Source organism: Mucilaginibacter xinganensis, assembly GCF_002257585.1.
GTDB classification, from domain to species: Bacteria; Bacteroidota; Bacteroidia; order Sphingobacteriales; family Sphingobacteriaceae; genus Mucilaginibacter; species Mucilaginibacter xinganensis.
Genome location: NZ_CP022743.1, coordinates 756,010 through 774,735, shown reverse-complemented (window position 1 = coordinate 774,735; position 18,726 = coordinate 756,010). Strand labels below are relative to the sequence as shown.

Genomic DNA, 18,726 nt, shown 5'->3' with positions numbered 1-18,726 from the left:
ACTTACTCAACTATTCAACCTAATCAACTAACTAAATAATGCATAAACTACGTAAATACGCACTAAGTTCCCTGGTATGCGGGGCAATGTTTTTAAGCCTGAACGCCATTGGGCAGCAAATACCAAAACAGGCTCCTGATCCCCCTAAAAACTGGCACACCCTTGATCTTAAGGCAGATGGATTTTATGGAATAAGCCTTAAGCCTGCCTATCTTTTTTTAAAAGGGAAAAAAAGCAAAACGGTTATAGTCACCACAATTGACAGCGGTATTGATACCCTGCAAAATGATCTGAAAAGCATTTTATGGGTAAATCCCAAAGAGATCCCGAATAACGGGATTGATGATGATAAAGACGGCTATGTTGATGACGTACACGGCTGGGACTTTTTAGGCGGCAAAGGCGGTAAAGTTGATTTTACCGAAACTACAGAAGAAGTAAGGCTGTATCACAAACTTAAAGGTAAATATGCTGCGGTTACCACCGCCCCTGCCGGGCAGGAAAAAGAGTTTGCTTTTTGGCAAAGCGTAAAAACAAACTACGACAGCACCATGAGCAAGTCGCAGGCTGAGGTGAAGGATCTGACCATGGAAGTTAACGTGCTTACAGCAACTAATTATTACATAAAAAGAGAGTTGAAGTTAAAATCGGATCAAACCTTTACATTGGGCGATTTAAAAAAGATAAACACCACTAACGATACGATAAATCAAAGTAAAACGGTTTGGGAATCTGTTTTCTCGCAGATTGGGGATGATGCCAACAATGCCAAGGTACTTAAGGACCTGACCGAATATTTTGCCAAACAAAATAATAACATCAGCCCCGATTTGGATGCCCGTGCAAGGATAGTTGGCGACGATCCGGATGTTAACGATGGCAAACCTTACGGTAACAATATCCTAAAAAATGCTGATGCGTCGCACGGAACAGGCGTAGCAGGTTTAATTGGCGCTGTGCGTAATAATGGCTACGGCATTGACGGTGTTGCTGATAATGTACGGATAATGTCAATTAAAGCTGTGCCCAATGGCGATGAGTATGATAAGGATATTGCTAATGCGATCCGTTTTGCGGTTGACCATGGTGCGCAGATCATCAACATGAGTTTCGGTAAAAAGATCTCGCCGCATAAAGATTGGGTTGATGCTGCCTTTAAATATGCGGCCCAAAAAGATGTGCTGCTGGTAATGGCATCAGGTAATGACGGGCAGGATGTGGATGCAAAACCTGAATTTCCGAATGATACCTATCTTGACGGATCAACTACCGATAACGTTATTAATGTAGGCGCATCGGGTCCTAAAGCGGATACCGCTCTTGCGGCTACGTTCAGCAATTATGGTAAAAACAATGTTGATGTTTTTGCACCCGGTGTAAAAGTAACATCAATTGACACCGATGCTGAATTTAATACGGCTGATGGTACCAGCTTTGCCTCGCCCATTGTTGCCGGTGTGGCCGCACTTTGCCTTGAATATTACCCCGGCCTTAGTGCAAAGCAACTGAAGCAGGTAATTATGGAAAGTGCAACCCCTGTAACCGGAAAAAAAGTTAATAAACCCGGCGCCAAAGAAAAAGTTGATTTTACGTCGCTTTCAAAAACCGGTGGCATAGTAAATGCCTATAAAGCGCTGGAGATTGCGTCGAAAATGAAGGGCGAAAGGCAGTTGGCAACTGGCAGTTTTTAGTTGACAGCTAGCAGCGATTTGGGAAGAACAAGGTTAACTTATTCCATCAAAGCGTAAAAAGCTTGTTGTAGTTATAACACTAATTGCAAATAACACATTGTTGTTTATATTTGCGTTCGCAAAAAACATCATTTTAATAATACGATGAGAGAAATACAATTCAGAGAAGCGCTTCGTGAAGCAATGAACGAAGAAATGCGCAAGGATGATAAAATATACCTGATGGGTGAAGAAGTTGCCGAATATAACGGTGCTTACAAGGTTAGCCAGGGTATGCTGGACGAATTTGGTGCTAAACGCGTAATTGATACGCCCATCTCTGAATGCGGTTTTGCCGGTATCGGAATTGGCTCGGCAATGAACGGTTTACGCCCCATTATTGAGTTCATGACCTTTAACTTTTCGCTGGTTGCTATCGATCAGATCATCAACGGAGCAGCAAAGATCATGTCAATGAGCGGTGGCCAGTTTTCGGTACCGATCGTTTTTCGCGGCCCAACCGGTAATGCCGGGATGCTGAGCTCGCAGCACAGCCAGTGCTTTGAAAGCTGGTATGCCAATTGCCCGGGCTTAAAAGTGGTTGTGCCATCAAATCCTTACGACGCAAAAGGCTTGTTAAAGTCAGCTATAATTGATCCTGATCCGGTTATTTTTATGGAGTCGGAATTGATGTATGGCGATAAAGGTGAAGTTCCTGAAGAAACATATTATATCCCGCTGGGAAAAGCCAAAGTTACCAAAGAAGGTACTGACGTTACCTTAGTTGGTTTTGGTAAAATCATGAAAGTGGTTCACGCTGCAGCTGCCGAACTTGATAAAGAAGGAATCCACGCCGAAGTGATTGATTTGCGTACCGTACGCCCGATTGATTATGACACTGTTATTGCCTCTGTTAAAAAAACAAACCGTTTGGTAATAGTTGAAGAGAGCTGGCCATTGGGTTCAATTGCTACCGAAGTTGCATTTAAAGTGCAGAAAGATGCATTTGATTACTTAGATGCGCCGGTACTGCGGATTATGGGCGGAGACGTGCCGTTGCCTTACGCGCCAACCCTGATCCAGGAATACCTGCCAAACCCTGAACGTGTTATTAAAGCCGTTAAGGAAGTAATGTACGTAACCAAATAGGTGACGTGGAAGTTGATAAGGTTTAAATAAATTAACTTAGTCAACATGATCTGTTTAGCCATCTAAAAAATATATTGCCCGCTACATAAGTAGCGGGCTTTTTTATTTACTTTGGTGGTTTAAAATACTTACCATGAAACGCTTAAACACAAAACACAATTTGATAAGGCTATTAGTTACCGGGATACTTTGCTGCTGTGCAGCATTTGCAAATGCACAGGATGCCGCTATAGTGCAAAAACCTGCTGCTACCGCAACAACAAAACCACCTGTAGTAGCTGTTAAGGGCGCAGCCGACCTGGTGAACACCTTTTTTAAAAAATATAAAGAAGAAGGTACCTCCGCAGCTGTTGATTATATTTTTGGCACCAACAAATATTTTACAAATACAGCCGGGATCACTCAGCTGAAAGCTAAGTTAGATTCCTTGCGCCAGGGGGTGGGTAACTATTTGGGCAAGGATTTGATAGTGCAGAAAAACGCATCAAACAGCCTGGTTTTTTATAGTTACCTGGTAAAGCACGAAATTCAGCCAATCAGGTTTACATTTATGTTTTATAAACCGCAGAACGACTGGGTATTGTATCGCTTTAAATACGACGACCAGATGGATGCCGAATTAGAAGACGCCGGAAAAATCAATAATAAACACCCCTAATATATTGGACACACCAAACGTAAAAGACAGTAACGGCAACACACTGATTGACGGCGACTCAGTAACCTTGATTAAAAGTTTAAAAGTGAAAGGCTCGACCACTACTTGAAAACAAGGCATTACTATAAAAAAATCTCCTTACGGATAACGACGAAGAAGTAGATTGAAAGGTTGATGGCATGAGCGTAGTACTAAAAACCTGTTTTTTGAAAAAGAAATAAGTTTTATATTTAGATATGCAAACACTAAAGAACAAAAGGAATTTACTGGTACCAGTTGGATTCTTTTCAATATTTATAATTGAAGGTATTATCAAGCTGTATAAAGGGATTGTTGAGCATGATGCTTTACATATTGTGATGTCGGCTATAGGCACCATGGTAAGCCTTTTTGGCATTATAATGATTGCATCTTATTTTAGAAAAGGAAAACATTTTATAAATTGAGCTTTAATATTATATTAGTTAAATGGAAAAAAAATTAAGTACAAGAAAAAAGCTGATTACACCGAATATCATTTTCTTAGGCTTTATAGCGGTTAGCATTAATAGTTTATTCAAAGGGATTGAACACCATGAGACATGGCGGATTGTGTCATCAGTTGTGGGTGGTTTGATTTTTGTTGGGTTTGTTGGGTTGTCAATTTATACTGCTATAAAACAAGAAAAAACCACACATCTGGCTCAGCAGAATTAAAGCGAATAAACAAGGCCTATCGTATAAGCGCCGTTTGATAGTAGATTTTTTGTGATACTTACTGATTACCTGAACCAAAACAATAAAGCGACAAAATTTCAATCTCTCCAACATGAAGAAAAACTCCAAAATATATTTATACTGCTTGTACATCAGTGTCTTGGTTATTAACTCCACCACGCTTATCAATGGTATCCGGCAACATGAAACCTGGCGGATAGTTGTTGGCGCTATATCGTTAGCACTGATGCTTATTGCGGTTGTGTTAACCTTTATTGGTTACAAAAGGAATAATGGGGAGCAGGTTTCCTGAAAAGATGCTTTTTAACGTTAAAAAATGCACATTCTATTACTTGCTGGGTGTAATTCTTTTGGCGATTTCATCTTGTGACCTAGCTTCAAAAAAAACTTCAGACAAAACGCTTAAACCCAAGCAGTCAATATTAAAAAATATAGCTTATTCAGATAGCGCTATTAAATCAATTCATGTTTTTGTTGCCCTATGTGATAATAAGTACCAGGGCATAATACCCGTTCCTGCTAAACTAGGCAACGGACAAGAATTAGACAATAATTTATATTGGGGCAGTGGTTACGGTGTACGTACCTATTTTAAAAGAAGCAAAGAATGGAAATTGCTCAAAACCCTGAAGGTTGGCAAACCATTTTAGAGCGATTAATTTTTAAAAACACCCTCAAAAACTATTACCTGGTTGCCGATGCATATGATGGTCAATATATTAAGCAAACTACTAAGGATTTTTTATTTAGCTGCTCGGGGCAATTAAAAGATACTTTACACATTGGGAATAAAATTATCGGCATAAATGGGAACGCCGATTTGCTGGCTTATATAGGCCATGATGGGCTGATGGATTTTCATATAACAGATTCAATTAAAAACTTTGACGGCCATGCAAGGGATTGCATCATGCTGGCTTGCGTAAGTAAAACCTATTTTGCCCCGTTTATAAAAGCATCTAAAAGCTACCCCCTGGTTTGGACTACTGGTTTAATGTGCCCGGAAGCGTATACGCTGCATGATGCGATTTCAGGATATGTAAGGCATGAATCACATGAGCAAATAAAATCAAGGGTGGTAGCGGCTTATAATAAGTATCAAAAATTTGGATTTGAAGCAACTAATAAACTGTTGGTATCTGGGTGGTAAGCTATATTGTTCATAATAACAATAATTATTAAAACCTCGAAGAAAACCTGCTTTTGACACTTAGACTGACTTTTCCCAAATTGGGCATCTGTTGAAAACCTCCCCTTGAAAATCCCCGCAATTCTGCTCAACTTCGCATTCCAAATTTGATTATGAGTATTCATTATAAAAAAATAGCTGCCGAACTTTCCATCGCCGAAAAACAGGTTAGCGCCACTATAGCCCTGCTTGATGAAGGCGCCACCGTTCCCTTTATTTCGCGTTACCGCAAGGAAGTTACCGGCACTTTAGATGAGGTACAGGTAGCCGCCATCCGCGACAGGGCACAACAACTGCGCGACCTGGACAAACGCCGCGAAGCCATCCTAAAGTCACTTACCGATATGGGCAAGCTTACGCCCGAACTTGAGGCGAAGATCAACGAGGCTGAAACGATGGTGTTGCTGGAAGATATCTACCTGCCCTATCGTCCAAAAAGAAAAACCCGTGCTACCACCGCCCGCGAAAAAGGTTTGCAGCCGCTGGCCGATTTACTGATGGAGCAAAAACGGATAGACCCGGAAACCGAAGCTGCCAAATTTATTGATGAAGAAAAAGGGGTAAAAACATTTGAAGAAGCATTAGCCGGGGCAAGGGATATTATTGCCGAGTTCATCAGTGAGAACGCCGAAGTGCGCACCCGTATGCGCAGCCTGTTTATAGAAAAAGGCACCTTTCAATCAAAAGTGATTGAGGGTAAAGAACAGGAGGGTATTAAGTATAAAGATTATTTCGACTGGACAGAGCCTGTAAAATCAGCGCCGTCGCACCGCATCCTGGCTATGCGCCGTGGTGAAAAGGAAGAGATTTTATGGCTGGATATAAAACCCGTGGAAGAAGAGGCTATAGCCTTGCTTGAAGACGCTTTTGTTATTGGTAACAACCCGAGTGCCGACCAGGTAAAACAGGCCATTACCGATGGCTATAAACGCCTGCTAAAGCCATCAATGGAAACTGAGGTGCGCCTGTTTACCAAGAAACAAGCCGATGAAGAGGCGATCCGTGTTTTTGCGGAAAATGCCCGGCAGTTGTTGTTAAGCGCCCCGCTTGGCCAAAAGCGTACCATGGCTATTGACCCCGGTTTCCGCACCGGCTGCAAAGTGGTTTGTTTGGATGAGCAGGGGAAGTTGCTGGAATACACGGCTATCTTTCCGCATACAGGAGCAGGACAAGCCAAAGAAGCGGAGAAAACCACAGAATTTCTTTTCAAAAAATATAATATTGAAGCCATTGCAATTGGCAACGGAACTGCCGGGCGCGAAACCGAGGTGTTTGTCCGCAACCTGAACCTGCCCGGTGTAGCCATAGTAATGGTTAACGAGAGCGGTGCTTCTATTTACTCGGCATCTGATGTTGCACGGGAGGAGTTTCCGGATAAGGACGTGACTGTGCGTGGTGCGGTATCCATTGGCCGCAGGTTAATGGATCCGCTGGCCGAACTGGTAAAGATCGACCCAAAATCAATAGGTGTTGGGCAATACCAGCATGACGTGGATCAAACCAAACTGCAAACATCGCTTGATGATACTGTGATGAGCTGCGTAAACGCTGTTGGCGTTGAACTGAATACGGCATCAAAACAAATCCTGGCTTATGTTTCCGGCTTAGGGCCGCAACTGGCGCAGAACATTGTAGCCTACCGCGATGCCAATGGTGCCTTTAAACACCGCAACGAGCTAAAGAAGGTACCACGCCTTGGCGATAAGGCATTTGAGCAGGCAGCAGGCTTCCTGCGCATTCGTGACGCTAAAGATCCGCTGGATACCAGCGGCGTTCACCCGGAAAGATATGCCCTGGTTGAGCAGATGGCAAAAGACCTGAAATGCTCGGTAAAAGATTTAATGGGCGATGATAAATTGCGCAAAAGTATCCCGCTGCAAAAATATGTTTCAGCAGATGCGGGATTGCCAACCCTGAATGATATTATGGCCGAACTTGCCAAGCCGGGCCGCGACCCGCGCGAGCAGTTTGAAGCATTTAGCTTTACCGAGGGCATTAACTCCATTAATGATTTAAAGGTGGGTATGAAGCTGCCGGGCATCGTAACAAATATTACCAACTTCGGGGCTTTCGTTGATATCGGCGTTCACCAGGATGGATTGGTGCATTTGAGCCAGATCACCAATCGCTTTATAAAAGATGCCAACGAAATACTGAAGGTGCAGCAAAAAGTTGAAGTAACGGTTACAGATGTTGACATAAACCGCAAGCGGATTGCGCTTTCAATGAAAGAAAACGAGCCAAAGCCCGCTGAAAGGGAAAGACGCGAACCGGCAAACCAGCAGCGCAATTTTCAAAAACCGGCGTTTAACAAAAAGCCGGTTGAGCAGCCGGAAACTGACATAGCCATTAAGCTGGCTGCGTTAAAGAATAAATTTAAATAAAGCTGGGCTGGAAAGAAAAGTAATAATTGGAACAGGATCGGCTAAAAAGGACTGAATGTGTTACCAGGGATGAGTTTTAAGGACTATCCCTGGTAAAAAGAGCTAAGTGTAAAGTTATTCCAAAGTTATCTGCCTCCTGATACTTTCTTCAAGCGATATAAACGTTTCTGTGCGCTGGATGCCTTTTACACCCTGGATCTGTTCGTTTAGTACTTCGCGCAGATGCGTGGTATCATGGCATACAATTTTGGCAAAAATGCTCCATGCACCGGTGGTGTAATGCAGTTCAACAATCTCTTTAACCGTTTTTAATTGCTTGACCGCCTCATTGTATTGCGAACCTTTTTCGAGGAAAATGCCCAAAAATGCAGTTATATCATAACCTAATTTTTGCGGATCTACTTCTAAACTGGCACCCTTTATAACACCCATCTCCTCCAATTTTTTCATCCTCACGTGTATAGTTCCGCCGGAAACGATCAATTCTTTAGCGATCTCCGTGTAGGGAGTGGTCGCATTTTTCATCAATATTGATAAAATCTGGATATCGAGATTATCAATTTCTAAATTTTGGGCTTTTCTGTGGGACATAAATTTGAAATTCTTTATTAATATACAAGAATAATTAAAATCTGATAAAAATAAAAATATTTCATTGAAATATTTGCAACAAACTGATAGGTCTGTTAGATTTGTAATAAGCAAATGACAATTGCAAACCGTTCTTTAAAAAAATAAAACATTGTTGGGTGGTGAAATTTTAGGCAGACACACCTCCTTGTCCCGGTGGCGGAGATCATGGAAAACCCGAAGCGGGCTAACCACTCTGTGAAGGTTCGAATCCTTCCCCAACAGCTTTTAAGTCCGAAGTTGAAAATTTTCAGTCCAAAGTAGTAAAAAACGAAAAACTGAAAACCCCAACTGAGCGCTTATTACAACCCTGTAGGATGGTGAAATTTTTGGCAGACACACCTCCTTGTCGCGGTGGCGAAGATCATGGGAAACTCTTAGCAATAAGAATAACCACTTCGTGGAGGTTCGACTCCTTCTCCTACAGCTCTTCTCATAATTTAGGTTTATAATTGGTTAGAATGCGCTCCTGCCCATCAGGGGCGCTTCTTGTATATATAGGTTTTTATTGAGCGCTGCAAAGCGACGTTTACACATCCCGCTAAAATGTTTCTGCCCCGCTTTAAATTAATTGGCAATTAAGTTTTAAATTAATGCAGGATGTAATATATTTGCCACCCGATCAGGGGGATTAGCTCAGCTGGCTAGAGCGCTTGCATGGCATGCAAGAGGTCATCGGTTCGACTCCGATATTCTCCACCTGATAAAAAGCCGCTTACATAACAATGTAAGTGGCTTTTTTATTTTAATTGCTGGTATACCTATTTCTCACCAATTTTACTAAATGCCCTGCATTCGTAAATCCAATCGCTAATGATTTATATATTACTATTTATTTACTTCTTTTAGGATGAGACGGATGATATATCGATAGGTGTATTTTTTGTAAATGTTGTTATGGGGTATAACAGGCTTTACAGGAAATACAGCAATTCAATCGTCAATATATAAATGATCTATATATTAAAAACACCAGATACCGCTGGCTGATTTCCATTAGTATAACTGAGAGATGTGAGTTTATTATCCGTGTTTCAATTTCCGATGGCGCCGGAGGCGGTTAGGTTAGACATAATCGCATTACCTGAATATTCGTCAGTGCGGTGAAGCATACTTACTTCTGCTTTCGTAAACCAATAAGCTGACAGTTTGCAGCATAAACCACTACAAACTGTCAACTGCTTAATGCAAACCTTTTATGCGTGTGCAGCCATTGAACTCATTGCTGCGTCCATGTCTAACTGCAGGCCCTTTGCAATGGCCATTCCCAGGCCAATATCTGCCCTAAACCAGTGGCAAAGCTGCCTGTTTACAATTATATCTTTTTTAGGGCCTTCAATGCCGCTCATGGAGCCAACTATATTCGCTACCAGGTCGTGCTTAGCGTGGTCATCCATCAGCCTGTATAGGTCGCCCGGCTGGGTGTAGTGATCATTCTCCCCTTCGGCGTTGCGGTCATACCAATCGGCTACACCGGTACCTAAATCCCATGCCGGTTCTTTATAGCTTTCATCCGCTACTATATCATCAAAGCTGTTTGGAAAATAATTTGGTGCCGAACCCTGGTTGCCATCTACCCGCATCTTTCCGTCGCGTTCGTAGTTGTTTACAGCAAACGGACACCTGTTAACCGGGATCTGCTCATAGTTACCCCCCAAACGGTGGCGGTGCGCATCAGGATACGATAGTAAACGGCCCTGCAGCATTTTATCAGGCGAATATCCTACCCCATCAACCACATGGGCCGGTGCAAAAGCAGACTGCTCAACATGCGCAAAATAGTTATCCGGGTTTTTATTCAGTTCCATTACGCCCACATCTATTAAAGGGAAATCGGCATGGGGCCATACCTTGGTAAGGTCAAACGGGTTCCACCTGTAGGTTTTGGCCTGTTCTTCGGTCATCACCTGGATCTTCATTTTCCATTTCGGGAAATCGCCGTTATCGATATGGGTAAGCAGATCGTGTTGTGCAAAATCAGGATTCTTCCCTTTCATTTCCACGGCGTCATCATTGGTGAAGTTTTTTATACCCTGCTCTGTCTTAAAATGAAATTTCACCCAGTGCCTTTCATTGTTAGCATTGATCATTGAAAAAGTATGGCTTCCAAACCCATCCATGTGCCGGTAGCCATAAGGCGTTCCGCGATCACTCATCAGGATGGTTACCTGGTGCAGGCTTTCCGGGTTTAACGACCAAAAATCCCACATCATGGTTGGGCTTTTACAATTGGTGTATGGGTCGCGTTTTTGTGTATGAATAAAATCACCGAACTTTTTGGGGTCTTTTATAAAAAATACCGGCGTATTGTTGCCTACCAGGTCCCAGTTTCCTTCTTCGGTATAAAATTTCATTGCAAAACCCCGTGGATCGCGCTCGGTATCTGCAGAACCTTTCTCGCCGCCCACGGTTGAAAAGCGCATAAAGATTTTTGTTTCCTTGCCGATGGTGTTAAACAGCCTGGCGCGGGTATATTTTGAAATATCGTGTGTTACGGTAAATGTGCCATACGCGCCTGATCCTTTGGCATGTACCACCCGTTCAGGAATCCGCTCGCGGTTAAAATGGGCCATCTTTTCGTGCAGGATAAAATCCTGCAGCAGGATCGGGCCCCTTGGACCAACGGTCATGGAGTTTTCGTTCTCAGCATAGGGAATACCCGACGCTGTGGTGAGCTTCTTTTTGTTTGTTTCCATAATAGTATAGTTTAATTAACCAAACTTCACCATAATAGTTCAATAGAAAAAATCAATAATTACTATATTTGAATAGAGAAAAGCTATATTGTAGATACCAACAGGCAGCCGCAAATTAAGGATCAGGGTCAAACCAACACGTTAAAATCCTTATTTCCCGGCGCCTGATGCTGTTGACCCAAAATTTAAAAACATGACCATTACCCAGCTTGAATATATTGTTGCAGTTGATACCTACCGGAGCTTTGTGGCTGCAGCCGAAAAATGTTTTGTTACCCAGCCCACCCTGAGCATGCAGGTGCAAAAACTGGAAGATACCCTGGGCGTTAAACTGTTTGACCGCAGCAAACAGCCGGTAACACCAACGGAAATTGGCGTAGAGATTATAACCCAGGCGCGTATCCTGCTGGCCGAAAGCGAAAAGATAAAGGAAATTATTACCGACCGGCAAAAAGAGTTGTCGGGCGAGTTGAAGGTGGGCATCATTCCTACCATAGCGCCCTACATATTGCCCAAAATATTACATGGTTTTATTGAAAAATATCCGCAGGTAAAACTGGTAGTATGGGAACAAACCACCGAGCAGATTATTGAGCAGCTTAAACTAGGGATGATAGATTGCGGCATATTATCAACCCCGCTGCATGAAAGCACCCTTACCGAACTGCCCGTTTTTTATGAAAACTTTGTTGCCTATGTATCAAAAAACAGCAAGCTTTCAAAAAAGAAGAGCATTGTGCCCGATGATATTGATATGGAAGAGATCTGGATATTGAACGAGGGCCATTGCATGCGCGAGCAGGTGTTAAACATTTGCCAGCGCCGTAAAGCAACGCAGGGTTTTAAACATTTTGAATACAATACCGGCAGCGTTGAAACACTGAAACGTATGGTTGACCAAAACAACGGCGCCACGATATTGCCCGAGCTGGCCCTGTCTGACCTTACGGATAAGCAGCTGGATAAGGTTAGGTATTTTAAATCGCCTGAACCTGCGCGCGAGGTAAGCATCGTTATCCAGCGTAACTTTTTAAAACGCCGGATGATTGAAGCGTTAAAGAATGAGATCCTGGAGTTTTTGCCTAAACGCATGAAAACCAAAAAGAAAAAGGAAGTGATGGAGATTTGAGGGGAGTTGGGAAACTTCCGAAAGATGGGAAATGATGCTTTTAACTATCCCCGTTAGCTGCGACCTCAAGATCAGCTGTTAAAAATCCAGAAAATTTCTTCCGGACCTTACTGACCTTCCGGACTTTCGGACTACAAACCTTATCTTTGCACCATGGCAAACGTTCAATCTTTTGTAAATAACCCGTACCAGGAAAATACCTATATCGTGTATGATGAAACCGGCGAATGCGCTATCATTGATCCGGGCATGGATACCGCTTCCGAACAAAATGTGGTGGTGGATTTTATCCGCAAAAATAACTTAAAACCTGTTTTGCTGCTCAACACGCATTGTCATATCGACCATGTGCTTGGCAATAAGTTTATTTTCGACCAATACGGCCTGAAGCCGCAATTCCATGAAGGTGAGTTGCCTGTGCTGGATGCCATCCCGGCTTATGCCCCTGCAATGGGCATCAGGTATGAGCTGTCGCCCCTGCCGGATAATTACCTCCCGGAAACAGGTACCGTTACCTTTGGGAACACCAGACTGCATTTAATATTTGCACCGGGCCATTCGCCTGCGCACTTATGTTTTTACGATAAGGAATCTAATATTTTAATGGGTGGCGATGTATTGTTCAGGGGCAGTATTGGCCGCAGTGATTTACCCGGCGGGAACTTTACCCAGCTGATAGATAACATCGAACAAAAATTACTGATCCTTCCCGATGACTGTGTAGTTTACCCCGGGCATGGGCCTGATACCACTATTGGTTACGAGAAAATGACCAATCCGTTTTTGAACTAAACAACTGTATCGCCTGTATCGGCTGTATTGTCCTGTTACAAACGATACAGCGATACAGAGCGGCTTTTATACAGCAAGGGAATTAGATTAATATAGTATATTAATGGTTTAACTACTGTATTTCCTGTAAAACCTGTTATCCCCTGCAACAACGTTTACAAAAAATACAGTTATTGATATACTACTCATCGCATCTTTAAAAAAGGTAAATTAAATATTAATATATAAATCACTTATATGATATTGATGATAGGGTTACTGTATTTTCTGTAATACCTGTCCCCCCCCCTGTACAACATTTACAAAAAATACAGTTATTGAAATACCCATCGCATCTTAAAAAAAGGTAATCATTTATATATAAATACTTAAATGATATTGATGACAGCGTACTGTATTTCCTGTAATACCTGTTATCCCCCTTTACACCATTTACAAAAAACACAGTTCCAGATATACTACTCATCGCATCCTTAAAAACAATCATTTATATATAAATCAATTATATGATATTGATGATGGAATTACTGTATTTGCTGTAACGGCTGTAATCCCCCTATACAGCATTTACAAAAAATACAGTTATTGCTATGCTACCTTTTTACTTTTCACTGTTGAGCGCTGTATTGCTGTATCGCTGTATCGTTCACCAGGAACAATACAAACAATACAGGCGATACAAACTCGTTAAACCCCGTGTATAAATATTGCCAAAAAGCCATTACCTTTAAGGCGTTATTGACGCAGGTGTAAATGCACTGATTCACTAACTCACGCATTCGACAATTGAACACATCCATCTATATAGCCAAACGGTATTTATTTTCGCGTAAGAAGATGCATGCCATCAATATTATTTCGGGCATTTCTATGATCGGGGTATTGATAGGTAGTGCGGCGCTAATTATTATTTTATCGGTTTTTAATGGCTTTGAGGAAGTTATTCTGTCGCTTTACAGCAATTTTACCGCCGAAATAAAGATAGAACCACGGCTCGGAAAAACGTTTAATCCCAACACGGTTTACTTTCAATCCCTGCAAAAAAACGAGAAGGTATTTTCATTTATAGAGGTGCTGCAGGAAAAAGTGCTGGTAAAGTACGATGGGCGGCCCTTTATCGGTTCAATAAAAGGGGTAAGCGCCCAGTTTATGAAAAAGGGCGGCTTGGACAGTATTATCCAGATAGGCTCATTTACCTTAAAACGCGATGGAACCAATTTCGCTGTTATCGGCTCGGCGGTGCAAAGCAGCCTGGGCATCAGCGTACGTGACCAGTTTACCCCTATCGAGATCTACTCGCCCAACCGCACAGCAGGCAGCGGGGCAAGCGCACTAAATGCTTTTACAGTTCGCCCTATCAACACCTCGGGCGTTTTTGCCCTCGGGCCCGAGTTTGACGACCTGGTAATTACCCCTATTGATTTTGCCCGCGATCTGCTCAATCAGCCGGTAAACGTTTCATCGCTGGAGTTAAATTTTAAAAAAGGGACCAACATTGATGCCGAACAAAACGCTATAAAAGATAAGATAGGGCATGATTTTACGGTAAAAAACCGCGCACAGCAAAACACCGAACTGTATAAAACATTAAACTATGAGCGCTGGTTCATTTTTATGATCCTGGTGTTTGTGCTGATTATTGCAATATTTAATATTATAGGCTCGTTAACCATGCTGGTTATGGATAAGCGAAAAGATATAGCTATATTAACCAGCCTTGGCGCCAATAAGCAGCTGATACAGGGCATCTTCTTTTTTGAAGGGATGATGATATCAATAATAGGGTGTATTGCAGGTATATTTTTAGGGCTGGTATTTTGTATATTGCAGCAGCGTTTTGGTTTGGTGAAAATGGGCACAGATAAATCGATAATTGATGCTTACCCAATTGCACTGCTGTTGAGAGACTTTATATTGGTATTTTTAACGGTTAGTGTTATTTCGGTAATTGCATCAGGCATAAGCGCCCGTTTAAGCATTAAAGGACTAAACGATATTAAACAGGATTTGTAAATTTATTGAATGCAGGTGAGGCTGATAAAGTATTTAATGTACGCAATGGTTATTGCTGCATACTCATGTAATAGCGGCAGCGGCGATAAAACCCAGCCTGTTGTTTACAAGGGGGTGTATAGCTTTGGCCCGGAGGTAAAATCATTTAAGGATTGTGATAATGGCCGCGAATTTTGGGTTACGGATAACTCTGCCCAGCTGGAGCTGAAATATTCGCAGCTTAATTTTGAAAAACCTTATGAGCCCGTTTATGTTGAAGTAGAAGGAATCAAGATCCCGTCGGACAAAGAAGGGCTGGGGTCTGAATATGACAGTACGCTGGTAGTTAAGAAATTAATAAAAATAACAAAAGAGATCCCGGCAGATATGTGCAAATGAGCACCTGGCTAACTACGGGAATACAGAATAATTTCACAAGGATAGTTGTTGGCTTTTAGCTTGCTGCTTTTACCTTTAAGGCTTAAATAAACATGGAATCAAAACGTCAGCAAAAATTTGCAGGAGTAATACAAGAGGATCTTGCGGCTATATTTCAGCGCGAGGGGATAAATTATTTGCCAAATACGCTTATCACCATAACTAAAGTAAGGGTAACACCCGACCTTGCCATAGCGCGTGTTTTTTTAAGTTTTTTTAATAACACCAATACCCAGCTGGCTTTACAAACCATAAAGCTGCACGCCTCTGAAATAAGATATAAGCTTGGTGCCCGGATAAAAGACCAGGTAAGGATAATACCGCAACTGGAATTTTTTGTGGATGATACCAGCGAATACGTGGAACGGATGGACAAGATTTTTGATAAGATCAGCAAGGAAGACAGGCAGCCTGAAACGGAATAGTAATGGATGCCGCTGCACGCCTGGCCGCTTATTTTAAAACACACCCCGCCAACATCGGTAAAGTAGTTGATTTTGATGCCGGAGCCCACCGCCTTTATCATTTTGATTTTACTGCTGCCAATCATGATCTTGATGCGGATACCTTTTCTGATACCGTAAAGTTTAGCCGTTGGGTAAACAAAAAGCTAAGCGAACACGATTGCAAATACGGTGTGGGGGGTTACCTGGAGCACCGCACCATTTACGCCCGCAGCGCACATTTTGATACGGATGATGAACCGCGCCGCCTGCATTTAGGTGTCGATATCTGGGCGAACGTAGGCACACTGGTATATTCGCCTTTGGATGGCATTGTACACAGCTATCAGGATAACAATAATTTTGGCGATTACGGCCCTACCATTATTCTTCAACACCAGCTGGATGACTTAACACTCTATACCCTGTACGGGCATTTGAGCCGTGAAAGCCTTGATGGGCTATATGTTGGCAAATCCGTAAGCAAAAATGAACGAATAGCCACATTCGGTGTAATAGAAGAGAACGGCCATTGGCCACCGCATTTACACTTTCAGCTAATATTTGATATGCAGGGCAAGCTAGGCGACTATCCCGGTGTATGCCGTTATTCTGAGAAAGAGCGCTATCAGCAAAACATCCCCGATCCGCAGCTGATCTTGAAGTTCCCCAAAGCGGTGAATGGTTAACTGATGCCCGGTGTTCAGCGTTGATATCGCCGCTGTAAAAATTGTCAATCTTACATTAATAATTCACCCATTTTATTTAGCTTCGGGTAATTATAAACTGTAACCGTTAATCCAATGAAATTTAAAGCATTACTACTGCTGTGCCTAACTTTGCCGTTAGGTGCTGTGCTGGCGCAATCCGCTAAAACTTACCAGGTAAAATCGCCTGACGGTAAAATCAGTATCAACATCAGCGCGGGCGCTACTGTAAGCTGGTCTGTTAAGCATGAGGACACGGAAGTGATAACACCCTCCTCAATTTCAATAACGCTGGACGATGGCCAGGTGCTGGGCAGCAATACCGTTGTAAAAAAAGCAGTTCCGGTTTCAAACAACTCGGTAATTAATACACCGGTTTATAAAAAGACAAGCGTGCAGGACAACTACAACCAGCTCACCTTAAACTTTAAAGGCGATTACGGCCTTGTTTTCAGGGCGTATAATGACGGTGCCGCCTATCGTTTTGTTACGCAGAAAAAAGGAATGATCACTATTGTGAACGAAGAAGCAAACTTTAATTTTAAAGATGATAACAAGGCGTTTTTACCCTTCGTGAGCGATTACCGCAATAAGGATAAATTCACCACTTCGTTCGAGGGCCATTATGACCAGATCAATCTATCGGCTGTAAAAAAGGATACGCTTGCATTTTTACCCATATTGGTTGATGTAGGCAGCGCTAAAAAAGCAGTGATAATGGAGGCAGATCTGCAGGATTATCCCGGAATGTACCTTACCACCTCCGAAGGGCATAACCTGCATGGCGTATTTGCAAAATATCCAACAGAGGAAGCTGTTTTGCGCATTAACTATGTGGTAAATAAGCGCGCCAATTATATTGCAAAAACAGATGGCACCCGCAGTTTCCCGTGGCGGGTAGTAGTTATCAGTACCGAAGATAAGCAACTGGCTGATAACGACATGATGCAAAAGCTTGCCGCACCGTCGCAAATAACCGATTACTCGTGGATTAAACCCGGTAAGGTGGCCTGGGACTGGTGGAACGACTGGAACGTTACCCACGTTGACTTTAAAGCCGGCATAAATGTGCCCACTTATAAATACTATACAGACTTTGCCGCAGCAAACAAACTGGAGTATATTATTATAGACGAGGGCTGGTCTGACGATTACGACCTCAACAAAACCAAGCTTGATGTACAGCAGATAGTTGATTACGCCAAACAAAAAAATGTGGGCGTTATTTTATGGTCAACCTGGTATGCATTTTCAAAAGACACCGAGGCAGTGATGGAAAAGTTTGAAAAGATGGGTATTAAGGGATTTAAGGTTGATTTTATTGACCGCGATGACCAAAAGATGGTAAGCTCGTTATACGACATTGCCAAAAAGGCAGCAGCCCACCATTTATTGATTGATTATCACGGGATGTATAAACCCAGCGGGATGCAGCGCACCTGGCCCAATATTATCAATTGTGAAGGTGTAAAAGGCCTGGAGAACATGAAATGGGGAACAGACAACCAACCGGGTTATGATGTAAGTATCCCATTTATCCGCATGATGTCAGGATCAATGGATTATACCCCCGGCGGCATGCGCAATGCTACTAAGGAAGCCTTCAGGCCGGTAAATTCAAACCCGATGACGCAGGGCACCCGTTGCCATCAGCTGGCTATGTACACTGTATTTGAGGCGCCGCTGCAAATGCTGAGCGATAACCCCAGCATATACCAGCGCGAGCAGGAAAGCACCAATTTTATTGCCGCCATCCCAACTACATTTGATGCTACCGTTTCGCTCGACGGTAAAGTGGGCGACTTTGTGAGCATTGCCCGCAAAAAAGGAACCACCTGGTACGCCGGTGCCATGACCAACTGGAACGCCCGCGATTTAACCATAGACCTTTCTTTTTTGGGCGATGGAACCTATAAAGCTACCGTGTTTGAAGATGGTATAAATGCCGGACGTGATGCAACGGACTATAGCACAAAAACCATTAACGTAACCGCAAAAGATAAACTGAGCATAAAAATGGCGTCAGGCGGTGGCTGGGCAGCACGTTTTGAACGGCAATAAATAGCCTGCAAGGTCGGAAATTAGGAAAATCGATAAATTAAAGCCTATCATTATGATAATCACACTATCAT

The 18,726-nt window shown here is 42.6% G+C and carries 19 protein-coding genes and 2 tRNA genes; 19 read left to right on the top strand and 2 right to left on the bottom strand.

Annotated features, from left to right (window positions below; all coding sequences use genetic code 11):
- Window positions 1-38 precede the first annotated feature (38 nt).
- The 10 genes from MuYL_RS03430 to MuYL_RS03395 all read left to right on the top strand — a co-directional run bounded on the left by MuYL_RS03430 (window position 39) and on the right by MuYL_RS03395 (window position 7,767).
- Window positions 39-1,691, top strand: a complete 1,653-nt coding sequence (locus tag MuYL_RS03430; RefSeq protein ID WP_094569193.1) for a S8 family serine peptidase — start codon at window positions 39-41, stop codon at window positions 1,689-1,691.
- Between the two features lie 144 nt (window positions 1,692-1,835).
- Window positions 1,836-2,819 (top strand): pyruvate dehydrogenase complex E1 component subunit beta, encoded by a 984-nt coding sequence (locus tag MuYL_RS03425; protein ID WP_094569192.1) that lies wholly within the window; start codon window positions 1,836-1,838, stop codon window positions 2,817-2,819.
- 133 nt (window positions 2,820-2,952) lie between these two features.
- Window positions 2,953-3,477, top strand: a complete 525-nt coding sequence (locus MuYL_RS03420) for a hypothetical protein (protein ID WP_094569191.1) — start codon at window positions 2,953-2,955, stop codon at window positions 3,475-3,477.
- 4 nt (window positions 3,478-3,481) lie between these two features.
- Window positions 3,482-3,586 (top strand): PhnA domain-containing protein, encoded by a 105-nt coding sequence (locus MuYL_RS23825; RefSeq protein WP_211710241.1) that lies wholly within the window; start codon window positions 3,482-3,484, stop codon window positions 3,584-3,586.
- Between the two features lie 127 nt (window positions 3,587-3,713).
- Complete coding sequence (locus tag MuYL_RS03410; protein WP_094569190.1) at window positions 3,714-3,923, top strand: hypothetical protein; 210 nt, start codon at window positions 3,714-3,716, stop codon at window positions 3,921-3,923.
- 22 nt (window positions 3,924-3,945) lie between these two features.
- The gene (locus MuYL_RS03405) at window positions 3,946-4,173 is read left to right on the top strand and encodes a hypothetical protein (RefSeq protein WP_094569189.1); all 228 of its coding nucleotides are present in this window, start codon (window positions 3,946-3,948) and stop codon (window positions 4,171-4,173) included.
- Between the two features lie 112 nt (window positions 4,174-4,285).
- Window positions 4,286-4,486 carry a hypothetical protein gene (locus MuYL_RS23100; RefSeq protein ID WP_157740568.1) on the top strand — a complete coding sequence of 67 codons (201 nt, stop codon included), beginning with the start codon at window positions 4,286-4,288 and terminating at the stop codon, window positions 4,484-4,486.
- Between the two features lie 4 nt (window positions 4,487-4,490).
- Window positions 4,491-4,844: a hypothetical protein gene (locus tag MuYL_RS23505; RefSeq protein WP_211710240.1), complete on the top strand. Its 354-nt coding sequence runs from the start codon at window positions 4,491-4,493 to the stop codon at window positions 4,842-4,844.
- Window positions 4,802-5,344 carry a hypothetical protein gene (locus MuYL_RS03400; protein ID WP_211710239.1) on the top strand — a complete coding sequence of 181 codons (543 nt, stop codon included), beginning with the start codon at window positions 4,802-4,804 and terminating at the stop codon, window positions 5,342-5,344. Before MuYL_RS23505 ends, MuYL_RS03400 begins: the two co-directional genes overlap by 43 nt.
- Window positions 5,345-5,496: 152 nt before the next feature.
- Window positions 5,497-7,767 carry a Tex family protein gene (locus MuYL_RS03395; RefSeq protein ID WP_094569188.1) on the top strand — a complete coding sequence of 757 codons (2,271 nt, stop codon included), beginning with the start codon at window positions 5,497-5,499 and terminating at the stop codon, window positions 7,765-7,767.
- 114 nt (window positions 7,768-7,881) lie between these two features.
- Here MuYL_RS03395 and MuYL_RS03390 read toward each other — a convergent pair whose 3' ends face one another.
- On the bottom strand, window positions 7,882-8,358 hold the full coding sequence (locus tag MuYL_RS03390; protein WP_073403246.1) for an Lrp/AsnC ligand binding domain-containing protein: 477 nt from the start codon (window positions 8,356-8,358) through the stop codon (window positions 7,882-7,884).
- 152 nt (window positions 8,359-8,510) lie between these two features.
- On the opposite strand from MuYL_RS03390, the gene MuYL_RS23095 reads away from it, so the two are divergent.
- Both MuYL_RS23095 and MuYL_RS03385 read left to right on the top strand, forming a co-directional pair.
- Window positions 8,511-8,622 (top strand) — tRNA-Asp (locus tag MuYL_RS23095).
- Between the two features lie 400 nt (window positions 8,623-9,022).
- Window positions 9,023-9,096: transfer RNA gene (locus MuYL_RS03385), tRNA-Ala, on the top strand.
- A 497-nt stretch (window positions 9,097-9,593) separates the two neighbouring features.
- Here the strand turns inward: MuYL_RS03385 and MuYL_RS03380 are convergent.
- Window positions 9,594-11,093, bottom strand: a complete 1,500-nt coding sequence (locus tag MuYL_RS03380; RefSeq protein WP_094569187.1) for a catalase — start codon at window positions 11,091-11,093, stop codon at window positions 9,594-9,596.
- Window positions 11,094-11,286: 193 nt separating this feature from the next.
- Between MuYL_RS03380 and MuYL_RS03375 the strand changes: the two genes are divergently transcribed.
- The 7 genes from MuYL_RS03375 to MuYL_RS03345 all read left to right on the top strand — a co-directional run bounded on the left by MuYL_RS03375 (window position 11,287) and on the right by MuYL_RS03345 (window position 18,655).
- Window positions 11,287-12,222, top strand: coding sequence for a hydrogen peroxide-inducible genes activator (locus MuYL_RS03375; protein WP_094569186.1), 936 nt, complete (start codon window positions 11,287-11,289; stop codon window positions 12,220-12,222).
- A gap of 153 nt (window positions 12,223-12,375) precedes the next feature.
- Window positions 12,376-13,014 carry an MBL fold metallo-hydrolase gene (locus MuYL_RS03370; protein WP_094569185.1) on the top strand — a complete coding sequence of 213 codons (639 nt, stop codon included), beginning with the start codon at window positions 12,376-12,378 and terminating at the stop codon, window positions 13,012-13,014.
- Window positions 13,015-13,800: 786 nt separating this feature from the next.
- Window positions 13,801-15,027 carry an FtsX-like permease family protein gene (locus MuYL_RS03365; protein ID WP_094569184.1) on the top strand — a complete coding sequence of 409 codons (1,227 nt, stop codon included), beginning with the start codon at window positions 13,801-13,803 and terminating at the stop codon, window positions 15,025-15,027.
- 9 nt (window positions 15,028-15,036) lie between these two features.
- Complete coding sequence (locus MuYL_RS03360) at window positions 15,037-15,405, top strand: hypothetical protein (protein ID WP_094569183.1); 369 nt, start codon at window positions 15,037-15,039, stop codon at window positions 15,403-15,405.
- Window positions 15,406-15,497: 92 nt separating this feature from the next.
- Entirely contained in the window at window positions 15,498-15,869 is a 372-nt protein-coding gene (gene rbfA, locus MuYL_RS03355) for a 30S ribosome-binding factor RbfA (RefSeq protein WP_170309721.1), read from the top strand.
- Window positions 15,870-15,871: 2 nt separating this feature from the next.
- On the top strand, window positions 15,872-16,576 hold the full coding sequence (locus tag MuYL_RS03350) for a peptidoglycan DD-metalloendopeptidase family protein (protein ID WP_094569181.1): 705 nt from the start codon (window positions 15,872-15,874) through the stop codon (window positions 16,574-16,576).
- A gap of 114 nt (window positions 16,577-16,690) precedes the next feature.
- Entirely contained in the window at window positions 16,691-18,655 is a 1,965-nt protein-coding gene (locus tag MuYL_RS03345) for a glycoside hydrolase family 97 protein (RefSeq protein ID WP_094569180.1), read from the top strand.
- Window positions 18,656-18,726 lie beyond the last annotated feature (71 nt).

Coding starts and splice junctions, on each gene's coding strand:
- MuYL_RS03400 (WP_211710239.1), top strand. CDS start 4,802: ATGGAAATTGCTCAAAACCCTGAAGGTTGGCAAACCATTTTAGAGCGA.
- MuYL_RS23505 (WP_211710240.1), top strand. CDS start 4,491: ATGCTTTTTAACGTTAAAAAATGCACATTCTATTACTTGCTGGGTGTA.
- MuYL_RS03405 (WP_094569189.1), top strand. CDS start 3,946: ATGGAAAAAAAATTAAGTACAAGAAAAAAGCTGATTACACCGAATATC.
- MuYL_RS03420 (WP_094569191.1), top strand. CDS start 2,953: ATGAAACGCTTAAACACAAAACACAATTTGATAAGGCTATTAGTTACC.
- MuYL_RS03410 (WP_094569190.1), top strand. CDS start 3,714: ATGCAAACACTAAAGAACAAAAGGAATTTACTGGTACCAGTTGGATTC.
- MuYL_RS23100 (WP_157740568.1), top strand. CDS start 4,286: ATGAAGAAAAACTCCAAAATATATTTATACTGCTTGTACATCAGTGTC.
- MuYL_RS03390 (WP_073403246.1), bottom strand. CDS start 8,358: ATGTCCCACAGAAAAGCCCAAAATTTAGAAATTGATAATCTCGATATC.
- MuYL_RS03370 (WP_094569185.1), top strand. CDS start 12,376: ATGGCAAACGTTCAATCTTTTGTAAATAACCCGTACCAGGAAAATACC.
- MuYL_RS03380 (WP_094569187.1), bottom strand. CDS start 11,093: ATGGAAACAAACAAAAAGAAGCTCACCACAGCGTCGGGTATTCCCTAT.
- MuYL_RS03345 (WP_094569180.1), top strand. CDS start 16,691: ATGAAATTTAAAGCATTACTACTGCTGTGCCTAACTTTGCCGTTAGGT.
- MuYL_RS03375 (WP_094569186.1), top strand. CDS start 11,287: ATGACCATTACCCAGCTTGAATATATTGTTGCAGTTGATACCTACCGG.
- MuYL_RS03395 (WP_094569188.1), top strand. CDS start 5,497: ATGAGTATTCATTATAAAAAAATAGCTGCCGAACTTTCCATCGCCGAA.
- MuYL_RS03350 (WP_094569181.1), top strand. CDS start 15,872: ATGGATGCCGCTGCACGCCTGGCCGCTTATTTTAAAACACACCCCGCC.
- MuYL_RS03360 (WP_094569183.1), top strand. CDS start 15,037: ATGCAGGTGAGGCTGATAAAGTATTTAATGTACGCAATGGTTATTGCT.
- rbfA (WP_170309721.1), top strand. CDS start 15,498: ATGGAATCAAAACGTCAGCAAAAATTTGCAGGAGTAATACAAGAGGAT.
- MuYL_RS03430 (WP_094569193.1), top strand. CDS start 39: ATGCATAAACTACGTAAATACGCACTAAGTTCCCTGGTATGCGGGGCA.
- MuYL_RS03425 (WP_094569192.1), top strand. CDS start 1,836: ATGAGAGAAATACAATTCAGAGAAGCGCTTCGTGAAGCAATGAACGAA.